We start from the raw sequence: 18,132 nt of genomic DNA, 5'->3' as shown, positions 1-18,132 counted from the left end.
GACGCATCTGGTCGGGCCAGGGTTGCGGACGGACGCGCGGTGCCCGCGGAGCCGGGTGGAGGTGAGTCCTCGCGGGGGAGGGCGCTCGCGGCGGCTTTCGGTGCCGCGGGACGGCTCGCGCGTGCGGCATCGCGTGCGTCGGCGGAACCGTACGAGGCGTGGTGCGTCGTGCCGGTCCCGCTGCCCGACGGCGAGGAGCCGTTGCGGTCCTGGCCGTACGCCGCGGCCGCTCCGGTTCGGTCTTCACCAGAGCGGAACGAGGCGAGGACTGCACCACCGGCACGGACGTCGGCGAGGCGGCGCCGTCCGCCGCGAGCGAGGCGCGTACCCCCGGGCGGCCGTCGGCCGGTGGGGTGTAGGGGGCCACGGTGGTGCAGCCTGTGACGCTGAGCAGCGCCAGGAGCAGGACGGTCAACGGGCGAAGAGACACCGGTCCACTGTGCTGCACCGTGAAGACGGGCGAGCGGCACCACGCGGCGGATCATCACAAGGCGGGAAGGCGCCGCCGTGGGTTGACGAGGCAGTCCGGAGGGGCGGGACGGGCGCGGCCGAGCGGGTGCGGAGAGACCTCGCGCCGGTCCCCGAGAAAATCTTGGTTGTCGTGCCGAGAATCCGGCGGCCGACCCCTCTGGAACGATCCGTCAGCCGAGTTCGGTGGCGGGCTCGGTCGCGTAGCGGTTCATCGCGTCGATGTTGGCCCCTGGCGTCAGCGGCCGGCCGTCGGCGAGCACCTCCTGGAGGTCCCGGAAGTACTGGACGTACAGGTCGGGGGTGAAGGTGCTGAGCATGACGGCGGGTTGGTCGGTGGGGTTGGCGAAGGTGTGCGGGGTGCCGGGCGGAACCATGACGAGCGTGCCCGCGGTGGCGTCGTGGTCCTCGTCCCCGACGGTGAAGCGCACGGTGCCGGAGAGGACGTAGAAGCCCTCGTCGTGCCGGGCGTGGCGGTGCTGCGGAGGTCCCTGGGTGTGCGGGGCGAGGACGGACTCGGTGATCGCGAGGCGGTGCCCGGTGTGGCTGCCGTCCTCCAGGACGCGCATGCGCGTGGTGCCCAGGACGATCGTCTCGCCGCCGCCGGGACCCACCACCGATACGGCGGGGCGGGTCTGCGGCTCGCTGCTCTTCGTTTCTTCGGTCATGGTCACGAGTTCACCGCCGGGGCCCCGCCGGTGTCCAAGACCCGTCCTGTGGCGCCGATACCTCGTGGGTATCGTTGCAGAGTGGAGCTGCGGACCTTGCGCTACTTCGTGGCGGTCGCCGAGGAACTCCACTTCGGCCGGGCCGCCACCCGACTGCACATGAGCCAGCCGCCGCTGAGCCGGGCGGTCAAGCAGTTGGAGGCCGATGTCGGGGCCCTGCTGTTCACCCGCTCGCCCGCGGGGGTCACGCTCACTCCGGTGGGTACGGTGCTGCTCGACGAGGCGCGGTCCCTGCTCGACCATGCCGACCGCGTCCGGGTACGCGTCAGCGCGGCGGCCGGTGTCGCGGTCGTCACCGTCGGCATCCTGGGCGAGGGCACCGACCCGGCGGTGGCCAGGCTGGCCGCCGCCTTCCGCCGGATCCACCCCGGCGTCGACATCCGCGTCCGCGACACCGATCTGACCGACCCGACCTGCGGGCTGCGCGCCGGACTGGTCGATGTCGCCCTCACCCGGGCGCCGTTCGACGCGACCGCTCTGACGGTGCGTGAACTGCGGAGCGATCGGGTCGGCGTGGTCCTGCGCGCCGACGATCCGCTGGCCCGCCGCGACGGGCTGCGGCCGGCCGAGCTGGGCGACCGCCGCTGGTTCCGGTTCCCGCAGGGCACCGACCCTCTCTGGCAGTCGTACTGGAACGGCGGCAGACCGCGCGAGGGACCGGTGGTGCGCGCCGTCCAGGAATGCGTGCAGGCCGTGCTGTGGAACGGCACGGTCGGTCTGGCCCCGCTCGGACACGACCTGCCCGCGGGGCTGGCCGTGGTGCCGCTGACCGGCATGGAGCCGAGCCGGGTGGTGGCGGTGTGGAACGAGGGTGACACCAACCCGTTGATCCGGTCCTTCGTCGAGATCGCGACAACCGCGTACCGCACCGAGGGGAGTGTCTGATCGACGACCCTGCCTGGGGGGAGGGGGGAAGCAGGGACTTCCGGTGGCTTCGCCGCGGCGCCCGGCACGTGCGGTCACCGCACACACCGGACGCCGCTGCTTTCCACGAGAAGGCCGCGAGCCGCCTCGGTCGTGGACCAGCCGAGGAGATCGTGGATCAGTCGAAGAGGGAGAGGTCCATGGATTCCGCGAGGGCCGCATAGCCCGCGTCACTGCCGTGGAGGTTGTCCCCCATGTGCAGGTCGATGCGGATGCGGGTGGGGTCGGCGGGGTCGCGCCGGACGGCGTCGAAGTCGAGTACGCCGTCGAAGGCGCCGCTCGTGCGGATCCACGCGTTGACCCGCTCGCGTGCCTTGTCACCCTCGGCCGAGTACATCTCCGAGCCGCCGTAGGGGGCGATGGTCGCGGCGTGGACCTTCACTCCGTGTGCGCGGGACCGGACCTTCAAGGCTGGAGGGGGCGTTGACGACACTGTCCACGGTCGTTTCCCTTCGGCTGTCGGGTATGACGGCGGTGCTCGAGGTGTTGGTGCTCGACGAGTTCGGTGTCGGGCGGCCTTGCCCGGTGCGGTGGAGGGGCGCCTCGGCCTCTTCCGCGGTCCTGGGTTTCCGGACCGGTGCTCCGGCGCGAGAGGGACCGGTCCGCGGCGAGCGAACGGCACCGCGTCCGGAACGGGGCCGGGTGGCAGTCGGCCGCCCTTCGGGCGACGAGGCGAATTGTCAGACAGGCCCTAGTTCCGCGGCGCGCCGAACCATTGGGTGGCCGTCTGCTCGAACGCGTCGCGATCCGGGGCGGGCTCGCCCGCCCACGCCACGACGCCGTCGGGCCGGACCAGCACGGCACCCAGCCCGAGGCCGTCGCGCGCCGGGCCGGCCGCGTAGCGGATCCGGCCCTCCCACCCCTTGGCCGCGACTTGCAGGGCCCGGTCGGTGCTGAAGTCGAGTACGACTCCCTGCCCCTGGCGCAGGAGTTCGCCGAGGCGGGTGCCGTCCTCGAAGCGGAAGTCCGGGGCGCCGCAGCCGACGAGGGGCTGTTCGCCGGCCAGGTCGTAGCGGTTGAACAGCCCCGACGTCTTTCGGTACACGTGGGTCGTTCCGTCGGCGGTGCGCATCAGGTCGTGGACGAGGCGACGCAGCGCGGGGGCGTCGGGACCCGGCTTCATGGTCGCGACCTGGGCGCGGGACCAGTCGAGCACGGCGGCGCCGACGGGGTGCCGCTCGGTGGTGTAGGTGTCGAGCAGGCCTTCGGGCGCCCAGCCGCGCACGGTGGCGGCGAGCTTCCAGCCGAGGTTGACGGCGTCGCCGATGCCGAGGTTGAGCCCCTGGCCGCCCAGGGGCGAGTGGATGTGTGCCGCGTCGCCGGCGAGCAGCACCCGGCCCTCGCGGTACGTCGTCGTCTGCATCGCGCGATCGGTGAAGCTGGAGGCGAGGTGGACCTCGCTCAGCGTCACGTCGGTGCCGCTGACGCGGCGCAGGACCGTCTGGAGATGTTCGCGGGTCAGCGGCCGGGACCGGTCGAAGGTGCCGCCGTCGAAGTCCATCATGCCCAGGTGCCCTTCGAGGGGCGTACGCAGATACATGCCGTTCGGTGTCAGGTTGAACCCGAGCGGCAGCCGCTCGGGGTCGGCGAAGGCGACCTTGGCGGCGTAGCCGGTGAACAGCGGCTCGGTGCCCACGAATTCGAAGCCGGTGAGCCGGCGTACGGCGCTGCGCCCGCCGTCGCAGCCCACCAGCCAGCGCCCCTGGTACTCCTGGCCGCCCGCCGTGACGAGGACGGCTCCGGTGTCCTGCGCCACGGCCGTGACGGGAGCGTTCCGGACGATCTCGGCTCCGAGCGCGGTGGCCCGCTCGCACAGTACCGATCCGGCCGCTTCCAGGCTCGTCATGAACCCCTCCATCGCCGGGCCGGGCAGCCGGGGCGGGAGGGCGGCCGTGTCGATGTCGGCCGCGGTGAGCGTCATGCCCGCGAAATGGCTCAGCTCGCGGGGTGCGGGCGCCTCGACCGCTTCCGGATCCGCGCCCACCTTCCGCGGGTCGACTCCCGAAGCCCGCGCCATCGCTTCCAGGAGGCCGCGGCGGTGGAACGTCTCCGTCGACCCGGCGTTCAGCCCCCGCAGTCCGAGCGGTAACGCCTTCAGGGGCGAGGTGAGTTCCGGGTCCCGCTCGAGGACCAGGACCGAGCAGCCGGACAGGGCCAGCTCGCAGGCCAGGAACAGACCGACCGGGCCGCCGCCCGCGATCACGACGTCATGCATGAGGAGTGTCCTTCCGAGAGACGAACGGTGGGACCGCCCGGCCGGATCGGCCGGGTCAGCGCAGACGGGTGAGACCTTCGAGGATGACGGCGATGCCGGTGAGGAACTGCTCGCGGTCGTCGTGCTCCCTCATCTGGCCGGCGACGGCGTGCACGAACGGGTAGGCCTCCGGGTCGAGCCCCCGCCACGCCGCCGACGCCGCGTCGAAGAGCTCCTCGCGATCCCCCTCGGGGTCGATCCCCGAGGTGTCCCCCTCGATGCGGGCGTTCTGGCTGACGGCTCCGAGGATGTAGTGCACGAGCGTCGAGGCCGCGTCGAACCAGGAGGCCCGTGGCACGCCCAGGGCGCCCAGCTGCCCGCCGATCCGCTCGAAGATCCCCACCGTCACCGGGCCGACCGGATTCCGGACGATCTGGAGGGTCAGCCGCGTGGCGAGCCACCGGTGTGCGGCGATCGCGTCGAACAGCGCCAGCGCGGCGACACGGATCTCGTCCCCGGGCGTGGCCGCCTCCCCGGCGGGCCGGGCCGCCAGTGCCGCGCCGATCACGGTTTCCGTCGCCGTGTCGAGCAGATCGTCGCGGGTGCCCACGTGGTAATAGATCGCCCCGGAACCGGTGGACAGCCGTTCGGTCAGCGCCCGGACGGTCAGCGCGCCCTCGCCGCCCGCGTCGAGCATCTCGACCGCGGTGTCGACGATCTGCTCCCGGGAGAGCACCTGGTTGCGCCGTTGTGGTCGGCGTGCTCGCGTCGTCATACCCCGATGGTGCCACTCTTTGGTGCGGCGCTCCAAAATGGTGCGCTGTACCAAAGTGGCGTACGGTCCCGCTCCGGAACGGGGGACCGGCTCGGCTCGCCGGGCCTGGTCCTCGACGCCGTGGTGTTCCGGACCACCCGGTACATGTCGACGCCGCCGTCGCCCGACTCCGTGCCGAGGTCCACGTGCCCGCGCCCTCTTCGCGGTCGGGACGCGGTCGAACCCGACAGCGCTTGACCTTGACGCAACGGCAAGGTTTCTACTGGCGGTATGCGAATCGGAGAGATCGCCGCGCTCGTGGGGCTCACCACTCGGGCGGTCCGGCATTACCACCATGTCGGTCTGCTTCCGGAACCGGAGCGGCGCCCCAACGGCTACCGGGCCTACGGCGTTCGTGACGCCGTCCTGCTCGCCCGGGTGCGCCGGCTCACCGAACTCGGTCTCGGCCTCGATGAGGTGCGCGACGTCCTCGCCGACGATGCCGGGCGCGAACTGGCCGAGGTGCTGGAGGAGCTCGACGCCGACCTGGCCCGCCAGGAGGCCGCCATCCGGGAGCGCCGCTACCGGCTCGGCGTCCTCCTCGCCGAGCCGCCCGGTGTGACGGGGCCCGTCTCGCCCGCCCTTGCCGCACTGCTGGCACAAGCCCCCCGGACGGATTCGCCGAGCGCGGCCAAGGATCGCGAGTACCTCACGCTGGTGGACGCCGCCGGCACCGGCAGCCAAGAGATCTTCGCGCTGTTCGGAACGCTGATCGCCGATCCCGCGGTTGCCGGACTGTACGAGCGGCTCGACGCGCTCGCCGAGGCCCCCGCCGACGATCCGCGGATCGCGCCCCTGGCGGCCGACCTGATGGCGGCCGTCCCCGAAGAGCTGTTCGCCGCGATTCCCGAGGACGGGGTGGTCGTGACCGGACTCAAGGAGGCGTTGCTCGCCGAGTACGCCCCCGCGCAGGCGGAAGTCGTCGGCCGGCTCATGGAGGCGTTCGTGGAGAGGGGCCGGGGATGAGCGTCCGGCCACGGGGCGTACGGGCGGCACGGGTCGCGGTGGCCGCCGTGCTGCCGGGGGAGCTGACGCCGGCGGCCTGCCTGCCGGCCGGGGTCCGGCCGCCCGGATGGACGCCGGCGGTCGCCGAGGCGCTGGTACTCGCGGTGCTGCTGCTGGAAGCCTGGGTGCTGCGCTCGCTGTACGTCGCTGCGCGCGCCCGCGGCACGGACCGCGGGGCGTCACTGCGGGCCGCCGTACGGGAGGTGGTGCCGGTGGCGGTCCGCCGCCTGGTCCTCCACGAACTGCGGGCCTTCGCCTCCCTGGGGCGGTGGGTCCGGCGCGGCACGCACGGGGTACGCCCCGGGGACCTCGCTGCCGCGTACACCGGACCTCAGACCGCGATGATGTACGGGCTGCTCTTCGTGATGGTCGTCGAGACCGTCGGCCTGGCCTTCCTCGTCCCCTGGCCGGTGGTTCACCGGGCGATCCTGGTGCTCGACCTGTACGGCGTCCTCCTCGTGCTGGCACTGCACGCCGCCTGCGTCACCCGGCCGCACGTCGTGCACTCCGACGGCTCTCTGCGGATCCGTTACGGAGCCTTGTTCGACTTCGCCGTACCGCAGGACGCGGTCGCCTCGGTCCGGGTCGACCGGCGCTACCCCGAAGGCCGCCTGATCACCCTCTCCGAGGACGGGATCCTCGACCTGATCGTGGGCAGCCAGACCTCGGTGACCCTGGAGCTGAACCGGCCACTCCCTTTCACTCGCCCGCTCGGCACGACGGAAAAGGCCCACACCGTCCGTTTCCACGCCGACGATCCGCGCGCGCTGGTCGGCGCACTCCGCCGGCCTGCCTGAGCGAACGGGTCGGTGTCCGCCGTGACGTGTCCGATCATTGTCACGGAGGTGGGACGGACATGAATCCACGCGAGTCGGCCCCGGCGGGTCTGAGGCGAATCCCCGAACGGGATGTCAACCCACGCGACATCAGGTGGCTCGTCCAGGTCGACGTCGAGCGCGCGGCACTGGAGGAGCGCTGGGGCGCGTCCGAGATCGCCCGGGACGACTTCGCGGAGTGGTTCTGCCTCGCTTTTTCCCTGACGGAAGGGGAGGCGTTCATCCTGCTGCGGGAAGTGGAGCATCCTCCCGTGGCTGGATTCGTCCTCAGCGTGACGAAGGGGCTTTTCTCCCCGGAGGCCGCCGGCCGGATCGTTCAGGCGTTGGGCGTTCCCGGCGCGCGGATCACTCACACGAACGACGAGGCCGTCTCGTGACGTCCGGTGCGGACACTCCCGGGAGTGTCCGCACCGGACGTCACGGCTGTTCTGTCGCGGGCTGGAGTCCGAGGACGCTGTCGCGTCCGCCGTGTCGTCGCCCATGCCGCTCAGGACATCTGTGGGGCTCTTTGCGTGACATATGTACTGCGGTATTTGTGTCTTTTGACGCTGCATCACGTCTGTCGAAAACCCTAGACTTGCGGCATGTTCAAATCTCGCAGACCAGGACCGGACGACGCCTGGGAAGGCGTTGTCGAGGACAAATCGCGGGGCATGCTCGACGGCGCGAACATGTACCACTTCGTCAAGGTGAGGCGTGGGGACGGCCGGTCCGTGAAGGTGCGCATCGACCGTGGGCTGTGGAAGTCGATCGCGGTCGGCGATCGCATCGTGAAGGAGCCGGGTGGCGCCCCGGTCAAGGCGTGACCTTCGGGGCGCTTGTTCTGCTTTTGCGTCCGGCTTCGAACGGCGGGTCCGACGGTCATCCGATGTCGCCCCCACCGCATGGTAACGGCTGTTACCATGCGGGTATGGCGAAGACACAGCTGGGTGCGCGCGTGGATGAGGACGTGGCGGAACTCGCGCGGAAGCGAGCCGCCGACCTGGGCCTGAGCGTCGGCGACTACCTCGCCCGCCTGGTGCAGGACGACACCAGCGGCCTGCGCGCCCGCGCGGTGGACGCGGCCACCCGCTTCCTGGCCGAACACCAGAGCGTCTTCGACGACGCCGAGAACGCTCAGCAGACGTCCCGGGGAGCGCGCGCGGCTTGATGAACCTGCACATCGACGTTCCCTGGATCCTGCAGGTCGCCGAGGCCGCCGGAGCCGATGATCCGGCCCCTGACGACTACGGCGTTCCCGTCTCCGCGGTCGCCCGCCACCGCGCCGACCTGTTCGAACAGCCCGTCTACGACGACCCCTATGCCAAAGCAGCCGCCCTCGTCCACACCCTGGGTCGCTGCCGCTGGCTGGAACGCTCCAACATGGCCGTCGCCGCCGCCTCCGGCGTCATGTACCTCGAAGCCGCCGGTGTCCCCGTCAAGCCCGTCCGGGAGGACGCCATCGCCCTCAAGGACCTGCTCCTGGACCCCACCTGCACCGCCGGGAAGATCGCCGCCCTGCTGCGCACCTGGCCCACCATCACATGAGGCGACTCGGTGGCCCGCCCCGCACGCGGGGGCGGGTCACGGTACGGCAGGACACCGACTACCGGAGGAGGAAGAGCGGATGGCTGTGGGCCCGGTGCTCGGCGGCATAGGTCGAGTGGCGGCCGGGGTGGGCCGGCTGGTGTGGGGAGTGATGACCGCGCCGACCACGGGCACCGAGTACGACGCCCAGTCCAAGATCGACAGGCTCGCGGAGAAGATCGAGGACGAGGTGCCGGAGGAGCTGCGGGACCGGGCGTGGGGTCTGGTCCTGGACGCGCTGCACTGGGTCCCCCAGGAGATCGAGCAACTGGTGGAGAAACACCAGGAGCCGGACGACGGGGAGACCGGGGATTCTTCGGCCAAGCCCTGATGTCGGAAGGTGTCCAGCAGTCGGCCGTGCAGGTGTGCCGAGGTGACCAGGAGGCCGTTGGCGCCGACTGACCAGGGCTTGCCGTGCATGTCGGTGACCAGGGCGCCTGCTTCCCGGGCGGTGAGTGTGCCTGTCGGCAGGTGGACACCGTGTCACCCGTGCGGCGTAATCCCTGGCCTACTGTCGTGCCCACGTTTTAGCAGGTCAGGGCATTGATGGCAGGGTTCGTGCGATGAGAGGGCTTCTTCGCGGTGGCGTCGTGTCGGACGAGGCGATTGCCTTGGCGCAGTGCTGTTCCCCCACGGGAGGCGCGCCGCGCCTCCCGTGGGGGAGCGAACGGCACGTGTGGAAGGAGGATCCCATGTCCAAGGAACCCAAGGGAAACGTTTCTCCCGAATCGGTGGGCGAGAGGCTCGAGCAGGTCGTCTCCGACGTCAATCGCGTCCTCGGTCTGCAAGGGCTGCAAGTCGGTGACGGGGGCGCCGTGCCCCAGGCCGGAGGCAGCACGCTGTCGATCGGCTGTAGTACGTACAGCCTGGGGTGCGGCACCACTGCCACCGTCACCATCCGGTAGCAAGGACTCCGATGCGGCAGTCAGCCCGCCGAGGTCTCCGTCACGGCCTCGGCGGATGAACCGGCATGGATCACCTCGCGGCCATGGCCGCCCACCATCACTACGGCCTCGTCGATCCCCGGTACTACGAGCCGCTTTCGCGCCGCCCGATCACTGACGAGTACCGCGACGTTCTTCGCCGGTTGCTGCCCGAGGACTGGGGCCTGCAACGCGGGGACGTGTGGTTGCACGCCTACGGTCCGGCAGCGGTTTCACATCGAGCGGCGGAAACGCCGGTCCAGGGCTTCAAGATCCACGTATCGTCCACCCCTGAGCACGCGCTCCGGCTGCTCGATCTCGTGGTGCCCGTGTGTGTGGAGTACGGCGTCGCGTTCAAGGCCGCCGCTGACCCGGTGCTGCTGGGTGTCCTCAACTCCAAGCTGCAGGAGCGTGGTTACTCGGGGAAGTTCATGACCGTCTATCCTCCTGACGTTCGTGTGTTCACCGAGCTGATCGAGGTGCTGTACCGGCGCACGGTCGACGAAGCGGTAGAAGGCCCGTACATCCTGTCGGACCGGCGCTACCGGGACAGCAGTGTGCTCTTTTACCGGTACGGCGGCTTCCGTCCTCCGAGACGGCTCAACATCGACGGCACGCAGAGTACTTACCTCGTGTCACCGACCGGCGCGTACGTGACGGACCGACGCCTGCCGTACTTCCACCTGCCGCAGTGGATCCGGGACCCTTTCGTGGCGGAGTCCGGCGGAGCGCCCGAGGAGCAGCCCGACGGCACCGTACTGAACGACCGATACGTCATCGAGGGCGCGCTCACCTTCTCCAACGCGGGCGGTGTGTACCACGGCACCGACAAGGTCACCCTCGAGCCGATCGTCGTCAAGGAAGCCCGTCGGCTCACCAACTGCTGGACGGGCGAGGACCGCACCTGGGACGCGGTCGACGTGCTGCGTCACGAGTACGACATGCTGCGCTGCCTGGAGGGCCTGGACTTCGTTCCCCGGCCCGTCGACCTCTTCCGTGACTGGGAGCACACGTTCCTGGTCGAGGAACGGATCGAAGGCATCTCCCTCCACGACTTCTGGGCCCAGGACGACACCATCCTCGCCCCGTACATCCGCCGGAAGGGACGGCTGGAGCTGTTCCTTCCGCGCTTCAGGAACGTGGCCGAGCAGCTGATCAGGATGGTGGAGCAGGTCCACGCACGAGGAGTGCTGCTCGGTGACCTCTCGCCGAACAACATCCTGATCGACCCCGTGACCCTACGCATGTGGTTCATCGACCTCGAGTGCGCCGTCCGTGAGGACGACGAGGCGGCACTGCTGGAGTACGGGGGGCGGCTGGGCACACCCGGGTTCCTGCACCCGGAACGCTTCTTGCGCGACAGGCTGCTGCCCTGCGACGACTGGTACGCCGTCGCGATGCTCCTGTACGGCTGCGTGGTCCCCGTGACGGCGCTGTTCGGCCTCAGCCCGGCGGCCAGGGATGTCTTCCTCGACGAGTTCGTCGAACTGGGTGTGCCCTCTCAGGTGAAGTCTGTCGTCACGCATCTGACAGCCGGAGCGGTGAACGAGGCGAAGGCCGTGCTCGCCCAATGGCGACCGGAGGAGGGCGTGCGACGTCCGGCAGCGAAGACCGCGGCCGGGGAGGGAGTTCCAGACCGCCTCTTCGCGGAGGTGCACCGCACCCTGGACGGACTGGCGGACGGTCTGCTGCGGACCGTGGACGACGGGCGCTCCGATCGACTCTGGCCGGCCGATCCCATGGTCTTCGCGACGAATCCCCTCAGCGTCGCCCACGGCGCCTGCGGTCCGGCACTCTTTCTCCGAGCAGTGGCCCCCGGCGCACCGCCGAACGAGGTGGTCTCATGGATGCGGCGGCAGTCCATCGACACGGACACGTACCCGCCGGGCCTGTACCTCGGTCTGGCCGGCATCGCCTGGGCCTTCCATGACCTCGGTCTGACGGACAGGGCCGAATCCGTGATGCAGACGCTGTACGCGTCACCGTTGCTGTTCGAGGAGCCGGACATGTTCCTGGGGGCCGCCGGATGGGGCACGGCCTCCCTTCGCTTCCATGCCGTGACCGGGGCGCAGAACCACCTCGAACACGCCGTGCGGGCAGGCGAACATCTCCTCACGACCGCACAGCACGGCGAGGGGACCTGCTCCTGGCGGCGCCGTCAGGACGACCTGGTGCACTACGGCTACGGCTATGGCGCGAGTGGGATCGCGCTCTTCCTCCTCCACCTGCATCTGGCGACAGGCGACGACCGCTTCCGGTCCTGCGCCGTCCGCGCTCTGGAATACGACCTCGCTCATGCGAGGCGCACCGAGTTGGGGATGCAGTGGCCACGATTCCAGGACGACACGGTCGTCTATCCGTACTGGATCCATGGAAGCGCCGGCATCGGAAGCACAGTGGTGCGCTTCCACCACCTGCTCGGGATCGAGCGCTACGGCGACCTCGCCCGCCGCATCGCGGACGACACCTACGTCAAGTACTCCTACACTCCCGGCTTGTTCGAAGGTCTCGCCGGCATCGGCGAGTTCATGCTGGACATGCACTGCTTCACCGGCGAGGAGCGCTATCGGCGCAATGCCTTCGACATCGCCGAGACCCTCCTGTGGTTCAGGACCGAGGGGGAGGACGGCACGGCGTTTCCAGGCAGGTGGCTCACCCGTGTTTCCCACGACTACGCGACCGGCTCGGCAGGAGTCGGCCTGTTCCTGTCCCGGCTCCTCCGCCCGCGCGCTCGCGCTTTCGTCGATCTCGCCCTGCCCGGCACGGCCACCTGAGCTTCCCCCTCACCGCGTGCCGGTCCGGGACTAACTGTAGGAGGACATGACGTTGGTGACGCCTTCTCGTAGTCGGGATACCGGTGGCCGCTCGCCGATCGCGGTGCGTGGCCGGTGGTAGTTGCAGTGGATGTTCCAGACGCCGAGGGCTTTGGCCCGTTGTTCCTCGGACAGCCAAGTCCTGGCGTAGAGGAACTCTTCAGCATTGTCGGTGACGATCCGCCCGATCCGGGTGATGCCGTGGATGCCGGCCAGGCTCTGACGCGGTACAGGAATGCGATGGCGGTGGGTGGCCTTCTCGTCGGGGAGGGCTTCGGTGTAGGCGAGGCGGCTGAAGCCGTCGATCTCCGAGTGGAGGTGGACGCAGCCGCCGCGTTCGGTCTTTTTCTTGGCGCGGGCGACGATGCGGGGCATGGTCGCTGTCACGACCGTGGGCTCGCCACCCGCCACCTCCGGGGATGCGGCCGACCTTCTTCACATCGGCATGGACCCTTTGCCCGAGCCGTCGGGCAGTGATCCGCCGCGGTTGGCGGTTGACCTCGTCGTTGGGGTCGCGGCTGACCCCTTGTGGGTGCGGCGGAGTTCCTGGATCCGCGCGATCACATCGTCGGCGGTCGCGGTGGGCTGGTGACGTGGCACGGAGGACCGTTCGTGGAGGCAGAGTTCGCCGTGACGACGGTAGCGGCTGACCCACTTCGACGCGCAGGCGCGGGAGATGACCATCTCCTCAGCGGCGTGCGCGGTCGGACGTGACTTGCAACGCTCGACAAGTCGCCTGCGGCCCTCAATGGAGAGCGGCGCATCGGCATGGGTGCCCATCAGATGGCGGCGAGGTTGTTGAGGAGTCGGCCGAGCTTTGTCGGCGCCTGTATGTGGCCCAGGTGTCCTTGACCGGCAAGCTCGTGTATTTCAGCATGAGCAACGCGCTGCCGGATGTCGTCGAACGACGTTCCGTAGGGGGCTGTACCGCGATTGCACTGGCCGATGATCAGATCGACTTGACCTGCCTGCTGTGCCATCACATCTGGAGGTGGTGCCGCGTTCAGCGCACCGAGCTCTGAGTACAGTGGTCCGCTTAAGCGACGCAAGGCTGCCCAACCGTGACAATCGGCCCGAAGATCCTCGACGTGTGCCGCGGAGAAACCGGAGATCTGCCGATTGACGATCTCGACGCTGCCGTCCCAGTCCGCTGCCTTCTCTGCGGCCCTCAAGGCCGGCAGCGCATGACGACCGAACGGTCGCATCACCGGCTCGTAGGCGATCACCTGGCGCATCGGACGCTCGTTGGCGGACAGCAACGCGATGAAGCCGCCGTAGCTCCAGCCGAAGAGTGCCCTCGTGCTGTTGAACTCGTCCAGGACCATGCCAAGATCCTCGACCTCTGTTCGCAGTGAGTATGAACTGGTCAACGGCCCCGAGGGAGTGCGACCCCGACGGTTTACGACTGCCACCGAGGGCCAGGCGTCGATGGCGCCCGCGACGTGGCGCCACGTGTGTGCATCGCTCATCACGCCCGGGACGACGACGAGGCCCGGAGCGTCCGGCTCCCCGTACACATCGACCGTGACCCAGCTGTCTCCAGCGACTGGCAACCTCTTCTGGATCGTTCGCTCCATAAACTCATTATGGAGCGAACGATCTACAATGTAAATGTGACCGAACGTAACCGTGGGCGACCGCGAGCCTTCGACCGTGACCGCGCGATCCTCGACGCCGCTCGCCTCTTCTGGCAACGGGGCTACTCCGGCACCTCGACCCGCGCCCTGACCGCGACCCTCGGGCTCTCCACCTCCAGCCTGTACGCCGCCTTCGGCAGCAAGGCCGGGCTGTTCGAGGAAGCGGTGCGGACCTATGCCGAGCGGTACCGCGTGATCTACGAACAGGCTGTGACCGAGAAAGATCTCCGGACCGTCATAGAACGCATCCTCATCGGCTCGGTCCACGAGTTCACCCAGCCCAACGACACCCATCCCGGGTGTCTCATCGCCAGCGCAGTCATGACCGACAGCACGAGCACTCTCGATACCAGCGCCTACATCGCGGAACTCCACGGCTCGAACGAGCAGGCGCTCCTGCGGCGCGTCGAACGAGCAATCCAAGAGGGCGACTTGGCCGCCGGAACCAGTGCAGTCGTACTGACCGAGTTCATCCAGGCCCTTTGGCACGGGCTGTCCGTACGATCCACCCTCGGCACGGCTCGTGAGGGCCTGATCGATGCGGCGCAGCTTGCCCACAAGCTGATCTGCCAACAACTCGCGTCAACAATGTCCTGACCCGCGACAACTGGCGGCGATCGCCGCGCCGGAGCCCGACCTGCCAAAAGCTGGTGGTGATGTCCGGCCTGGGCGCGGTGCCGGCCCAGGTGGAGGTGCTGCGGTGTTCGACGAGGCTGCCGGTGCGGCCGCCGTCGACGAGTTCGCCGTCGAGGCGGCGGGTCGCATCGAGTGGCGCCGGGTGGTCCCGGCGACCGGGACCCGGCCGCCGGGACCGGTGTCAACGGACCGGTTCGAGGCGGTCGGAGTCCGGGTGCCCGGCCTCCAGGTGGCCGGTGAGGAAGCGGGCGGCGCGGTCGAGTGCGGCGTCCGCCTCGTCGAGCCGGCCGTAGTGGTGCTGGAAGACGTGGGGGAGACCGGGCAGGACCTCGAGTGTGACCTCGACGTTCCCGGCACCCGCGTGGCCGGCCAGCCGGACCGCGTCGTCGAGCAGCACCTCGTTCGCCCCGACCTGTATGAGCAGTGGAGGAAGCCCGGTGAGGTCCCCGAACACAGGGCTGGCCAGGGGATGCGCCCGGTCACCCGCGCCGACGTAGAGATCGGCGTAAGCGCGCACGTCGGCCTCGGTGAAGATGGGGTCGGCGTCCTCCTTGGAACGGATGCTCGCTCCGGCGAGGGTGAGGTCGACCCAGGGGGAGAAGACGACCACGGCGGCCGGCTGCGGCAACCCGGCCTCCCTGGCCGCGAGCAGCGTGGCGACGCTCAAGCCGCCGCCGGCGGAGTCGCCGGCCACGACGAGGTCCCGTGGGTCGGTACCCGCCTCCAGCAGCTCGCGATAGGCCGCGAGCCCGTCGTCGACGGCCGCGGGGAAGGGGTGCTCGGGTGCCAGCCGGTAGTCCACCGACAACGCTCGCAGGCCGGCGCGGCGGGCCAGTTCACCGGCCAGCCCCGCGTGGGTGTCCGGCGAGCCGATGACGTAGCCGCCGCCGTGCAGGTAGAGCAGCCGGCCGCGGCCGGAGGCCGTGGACGGCTCCAGTTCCAGGGTCGGCCGCCCGCCCAGGACGGTCCTGCGGGTGACCACGCCGTCCGGCGCGGGACGGGCGACGGCCGCGGCGAAACCACTGCGCTGCTGCTCGAGCGTGGGAGGGGTCTCGCCACGAGGGACGGAACGGAGAAGAGCGTCCAGGGCGTCGCGCTGCTGTCGGGACATGTCAGACCTCCATGGGGCGGGATGCGAGGATGGATTCCTGGGAATCCATCCGTTCGTACCCAACCAGATTCCGGAGAAGATGATTCCTGGGAATCTACTGGAGGTTATTGTGAGTCACGTCACCCCGGTCTTCATCGACCTCGTCCGCGTCGAGACCCGGCTCTACAACGCGGTGAGTGCTCGGCTGCGCGCCGAACAAGGCCTGGGGCTGGGGCAGTTCGAGTTTCTGGAAATCATCGACAGGGTGCCGGAGTGTCGTGTGCTCGACATCGTCGGCGAGCTGGCGATCACTGTGGGGGCCGTCAGCAAGGCGGTCGACCGGCTGGCGGCCGCGGGCTGGTGCGTGCGGGTCGCGCATCCCGAGGACCGTCGCTCGTCCGTCCTCCGCCTCACGGCCGAGGGGGAGAGGCTGCTGGCCGCTTCCCGCCCCGTGGTCGAAAGTCAACTCGCCTCGCTGACCGCGGCGGTCCCCCCTGGCGATCTGACCCGCATCGCCGCAACCCTGGCCACCCTCCGGGAGACCCTCGAGGCGGGCCGTCACGGCCGGCCGGGCGCCGGGGCATGACCGACGGACAGGACCCCGATCCAGTGGAACCGGGCGGCACGGCCCGGCCCCGTGGGACCGACACCACGAATTCGCTTTCAGTGGCTCTGCCTTGTCACCGTCTCCGTGATGGAGCGCTTCCGCCGCCGGCGTGCACCGCGACGACAGCTGGCCCGGGCCGTTTCCGGACGAAGGGAACCCCGACCCGTGCACGCGGGCATGGCCTGCCTGCGGCGCGGGTCCCGGGAGTCCCTGACAGGGCGGCGGGTCTGCGGGTCGGCATCCTGACGGCCTGTCGACCCGCGGCTCGCGCACTCGTCTCCCGGCGCCGGTTCTCGACGGCTCAGCGCCGCCACTCGTACGTGCCCGGAGAGGTCTCCACAACCTCCTGGGGCCAAGCGGCACGGACGCGCCGCAGCCGTTCGAGGTGCTCGTCGGCCCATCCCTCGGCCAGGCGGACCGGGACACTGACGGATGTCCCCGACGCGGCGACGTCTTCCACCGTGAACACGGCAGCCCTTCCCCGGCGGGACGGCTCGAACCGGATCCGGGGGTTGCGCCCGTCTTCCATCCAGGCGGCATCCCGTCCGGCCGCGAGCTCTTCCAGGACCTGCGACCAGTCGTCCAAGTCGTCCGGAGCCAGACACACGTCGAGACGGCCCCGGGCGAACCCGCTGGTGACGACGATCTCCGCATCGAGGTGGTCGTGCAGGGTCAACACCCCTGGCATCGTCCGGCCGAGAACCCGGACCTCGAGGCTGCTCGCCCCATCGGCCAGACGAACGAGTTCCACAGCGCCGTCCTCGGCCATGCCCGCTCCCCGCTCTCGCATCGACTTTCGTCATCGTATGCGCGCGTCGGCACTCAGCCGTACGAGCGGGGCTGTGCAAGGACTCCTGACGGTGGTGAACGTGCCGGACCGCAGCGTCTCGTCAAGGACCGGTACCAGCACGATCGCTTCTGCGGTGGCGAGCGGCCGGTCAGCGCGTCAGCAGGTCGATCACGCCCGTCAGATCCTCCTCGCCACCGCCCTCGGCCAGGCGGCGGCGCATCAGCTCGAAGTAGGGGCTGAGCAGTTCCGGGCTGACACCCTGCTGCTCGGCGGTGCTCAGGAAGGCCGGTGTGCCGGCCACCTGCATGGCGAGGTCGGAGACCACTCCCTTGGTGTAATCGCCGCTGCGCAGTTGGTCGGCGGTCCGGTGGACCGCCGGGGCCATCGCGACGAGCCAGTCGGCGAGCAGCGGGGCGAACGAGACGGGGTCGATGTTCTCCCCGCGGATCAGGGCGAAGGCGTGCGCGGTACCGGCAAACATCCCGTACATGGCGCTGAGCAGGGCCACGTCGTGCAGGGCCGCGAAGCCCGCGTCCTCGCCGACGTAGGTGGTGCCGGCCGGGACGGCCAGGGTCTCCCGGTGTCGCTCGAACAGTTCCCGCGAGCCGCTGTAGAAGACGTAGCCGCCGGCTTCCGGGACGCCGATCATCGGAGGGACGGCCATGATTCCGCCGTCCAGGTGGCGGGCGCCGCGCTCGCGGGCCCACTCGGCGCGAGCGCGGGCCTGGCCAGGGGTGCTGGTGGTCAGGTTGACCAGGTCCCTGTCGGTCAGGTCGGTGCCGGCCAGCGCCTCGCCGACCGAGGCGTCGTCCAGCAGGCAGACGACGATCAGGGTGTTCGCCGCGACCGCCTCGGCGGCGGTGTCCGCGACTTCCGCACCGTCGGCGGCGAGTGCCGCGGCGCGGGCCGGGGTGCGGTTCCAGACGGTGAGCGGGTGGCCGGCGGCAAGCCAGGTGCGGGCCAGCGCGGTGCCCATCGCGCCGAGGCCCAGCAGGGTGACGGAGGTCTTCTCGACAGTGTGCTGTGTCATGCCCACAAGGCTGCTCACCGGCCCAAAGGTGATCAAGTACGTACTTCGGAGTGGGTGGTTACCCTGGGGTG

20 protein-coding genes and 1 pseudogene are annotated in these 18,132 nt (G+C 70.0%); 12 read left to right on the top strand and 9 right to left on the bottom strand.

Annotated features, from left to right (window positions below; translation table 11 throughout):
* Positions 1-641: 641 nt before the first annotated feature.
* Positions 642-1,136: a cupin domain-containing protein gene (locus tag CW362_RS21890; protein ID WP_206301017.1), complete on the bottom strand. Its 495-nt coding sequence runs from the start codon at positions 1,134-1,136 to the stop codon at positions 642-644.
* Positions 1,137-1,217: 81 nt separating this feature from the next.
* Between CW362_RS21890 and CW362_RS21885 the strand changes: the two genes are divergently transcribed.
* The gene (locus CW362_RS21885) at positions 1,218-2,081 is read left to right on the top strand and encodes a LysR family transcriptional regulator (protein WP_240657969.1); all 864 of its coding nucleotides are present in this window, start codon (positions 1,218-1,220) and stop codon (positions 2,079-2,081) included.
* Positions 2,082-2,238: 157 nt separating this feature from the next.
* On the opposite strand, the gene CW362_RS21880 is transcribed toward CW362_RS21885, so the two are convergent.
* From CW362_RS21880 to CW362_RS21870, 3 genes are all read right to left on the bottom strand, one after another.
* Positions 2,239-2,529: a GDSL-type esterase/lipase family protein gene (locus CW362_RS21880; protein WP_240657968.1), complete on the bottom strand. Its 291-nt coding sequence runs from the start codon at positions 2,527-2,529 to the stop codon at positions 2,239-2,241.
* A 282-nt stretch (positions 2,530-2,811) separates the two neighbouring features.
* Positions 2,812-4,335 (bottom strand): FAD-dependent monooxygenase, encoded by a 1,524-nt coding sequence (locus CW362_RS21875; protein ID WP_103551207.1) that lies wholly within the window; start codon positions 4,333-4,335, stop codon positions 2,812-2,814.
* A gap of 55 nt (positions 4,336-4,390) precedes the next feature.
* Complete coding sequence (locus CW362_RS21870; protein ID WP_167455631.1) at positions 4,391-5,089, bottom strand: TetR/AcrR family transcriptional regulator; 699 nt, start codon at positions 5,087-5,089, stop codon at positions 4,391-4,393.
* A 270-nt stretch (positions 5,090-5,359) separates the two neighbouring features.
* On the opposite strand from CW362_RS21870, the gene CW362_RS21865 reads away from it, so the two are divergent.
* The 9 genes from CW362_RS21865 (at position 5,360) to lanKC (ending at position 12,232) form a co-directional block, all read left to right on the top strand.
* Positions 5,360-6,094 (top strand): MerR family transcriptional regulator, encoded by a 735-nt coding sequence (locus CW362_RS21865; RefSeq protein ID WP_103551205.1) that lies wholly within the window; start codon positions 5,360-5,362, stop codon positions 6,092-6,094.
* Positions 6,091-6,930: a hypothetical protein gene (locus tag CW362_RS21860; RefSeq protein ID WP_103551204.1), complete on the top strand. Its 840-nt coding sequence runs from the start codon at positions 6,091-6,093 to the stop codon at positions 6,928-6,930. Before CW362_RS21865 ends, CW362_RS21860 begins: the two co-directional genes overlap by 4 nt.
* A gap of 59 nt (positions 6,931-6,989) precedes the next feature.
* Complete coding sequence (locus tag CW362_RS21855) at positions 6,990-7,346, top strand: hypothetical protein (protein ID WP_103551203.1); 357 nt, start codon at positions 6,990-6,992, stop codon at positions 7,344-7,346.
* 207 nt (positions 7,347-7,553) lie between these two features.
* Entirely contained in the window at positions 7,554-7,775 is a 222-nt protein-coding gene (locus CW362_RS43390) for a DUF7489 domain-containing protein (protein WP_162684169.1), read from the top strand.
* A 104-nt stretch (positions 7,776-7,879) separates the two neighbouring features.
* The gene (locus CW362_RS21850; protein WP_103551202.1) at positions 7,880-8,119 is read left to right on the top strand and encodes a hypothetical protein; all 240 of its coding nucleotides are present in this window, start codon (positions 7,880-7,882) and stop codon (positions 8,117-8,119) included.
* A complete protein-coding gene (locus CW362_RS21845; protein ID WP_103551201.1) occupies positions 8,119-8,496 on the top strand; it encodes a fic family toxin-antitoxin system, toxin component in 378 nt (125 codons plus the stop codon). Before CW362_RS21850 ends, CW362_RS21845 begins: the two co-directional genes overlap by 1 nt.
* Before the next feature lie 79 nt (positions 8,497-8,575).
* On the top strand, positions 8,576-8,866 hold the full coding sequence (locus tag CW362_RS21840) for a hypothetical protein (protein ID WP_240657967.1): 291 nt from the start codon (positions 8,576-8,578) through the stop codon (positions 8,864-8,866).
* Between the two features lie 361 nt (positions 8,867-9,227).
* The gene (locus tag CW362_RS43385; protein WP_162684170.1) at positions 9,228-9,440 is read left to right on the top strand and encodes a hypothetical protein; all 213 of its coding nucleotides are present in this window, start codon (positions 9,228-9,230) and stop codon (positions 9,438-9,440) included.
* 65 nt (positions 9,441-9,505) lie between these two features.
* Complete coding sequence (gene lanKC, locus CW362_RS21835) at positions 9,506-12,232, top strand: class III lanthionine synthetase LanKC (RefSeq protein WP_103551200.1); 2,727 nt, start codon at positions 9,506-9,508, stop codon at positions 12,230-12,232.
* A gap of 30 nt (positions 12,233-12,262) precedes the next feature.
* Here the strand turns inward: lanKC and CW362_RS21830 are convergent.
* Together CW362_RS21830 and CW362_RS21825 are read right to left on the bottom strand one after the other, a co-directional pair.
* Positions 12,263-13,051, bottom strand: a pseudogene (locus CW362_RS21830) (transposase family protein).
* The gene (locus CW362_RS21825) at positions 13,051-13,848 is read right to left on the bottom strand and encodes an alpha/beta fold hydrolase (RefSeq protein WP_103551199.1); all 798 of its coding nucleotides are present in this window, start codon (positions 13,846-13,848) and stop codon (positions 13,051-13,053) included. The pseudogene CW362_RS21830 and the gene CW362_RS21825 overlap by 1 nt, the downstream one beginning before the upstream one ends.
* A gap of 36 nt (positions 13,849-13,884) precedes the next feature.
* On the opposite strand from CW362_RS21825, the gene CW362_RS21820 reads away from it, so the two are divergent.
* Positions 13,885-14,505 (top strand): TetR/AcrR family transcriptional regulator, encoded by a 621-nt coding sequence (locus CW362_RS21820; RefSeq protein WP_103551198.1) that lies wholly within the window; start codon positions 13,885-13,887, stop codon positions 14,503-14,505.
* 220 nt (positions 14,506-14,725) lie between these two features.
* Here CW362_RS21820 and CW362_RS21815 read toward each other — a convergent pair whose 3' ends face one another.
* Complete coding sequence (locus tag CW362_RS21815) at positions 14,726-15,655, bottom strand: alpha/beta hydrolase (protein ID WP_103551197.1); 930 nt, start codon at positions 15,653-15,655, stop codon at positions 14,726-14,728.
* Here CW362_RS21815 and CW362_RS21810 point away from each other — a divergent pair.
* On the top strand, positions 15,654-16,220 hold the full coding sequence (locus tag CW362_RS21810; RefSeq protein ID WP_240657966.1) for a MarR family winged helix-turn-helix transcriptional regulator: 567 nt from the start codon (positions 15,654-15,656) through the stop codon (positions 16,218-16,220). The genes CW362_RS21815 and CW362_RS21810 overlap by 2 nt on opposite strands.
* 322 nt (positions 16,221-16,542) lie before the next feature.
* On the opposite strand, the gene CW362_RS21805 is transcribed toward CW362_RS21810, so the two are convergent.
* The gene (locus CW362_RS21805) at positions 16,543-16,992 is read right to left on the bottom strand and encodes a DUF5959 family protein (protein ID WP_240657965.1); all 450 of its coding nucleotides are present in this window, start codon (positions 16,990-16,992) and stop codon (positions 16,543-16,545) included.
* Between the two features lie 187 nt (positions 16,993-17,179).
* Positions 17,180-18,061: an NAD(P)-dependent oxidoreductase gene (locus CW362_RS21800; protein ID WP_103551240.1), complete on the bottom strand. Its 882-nt coding sequence runs from the start codon at positions 18,059-18,061 to the stop codon at positions 17,180-17,182.
* Positions 18,062-18,132: the final 71 nt, after the last annotated feature.

This window comes from Streptomyces populi (assembly GCF_002911015.1).
Classification (GTDB): Bacteria; Actinomycetota; Actinomycetes; order Streptomycetales; family Streptomycetaceae; genus Streptomyces; species Streptomyces populi.
The sequence above is the reverse complement of the archived record's forward strand: the minus strand, read 5'-3'. Positions and strand labels throughout refer to the sequence as shown.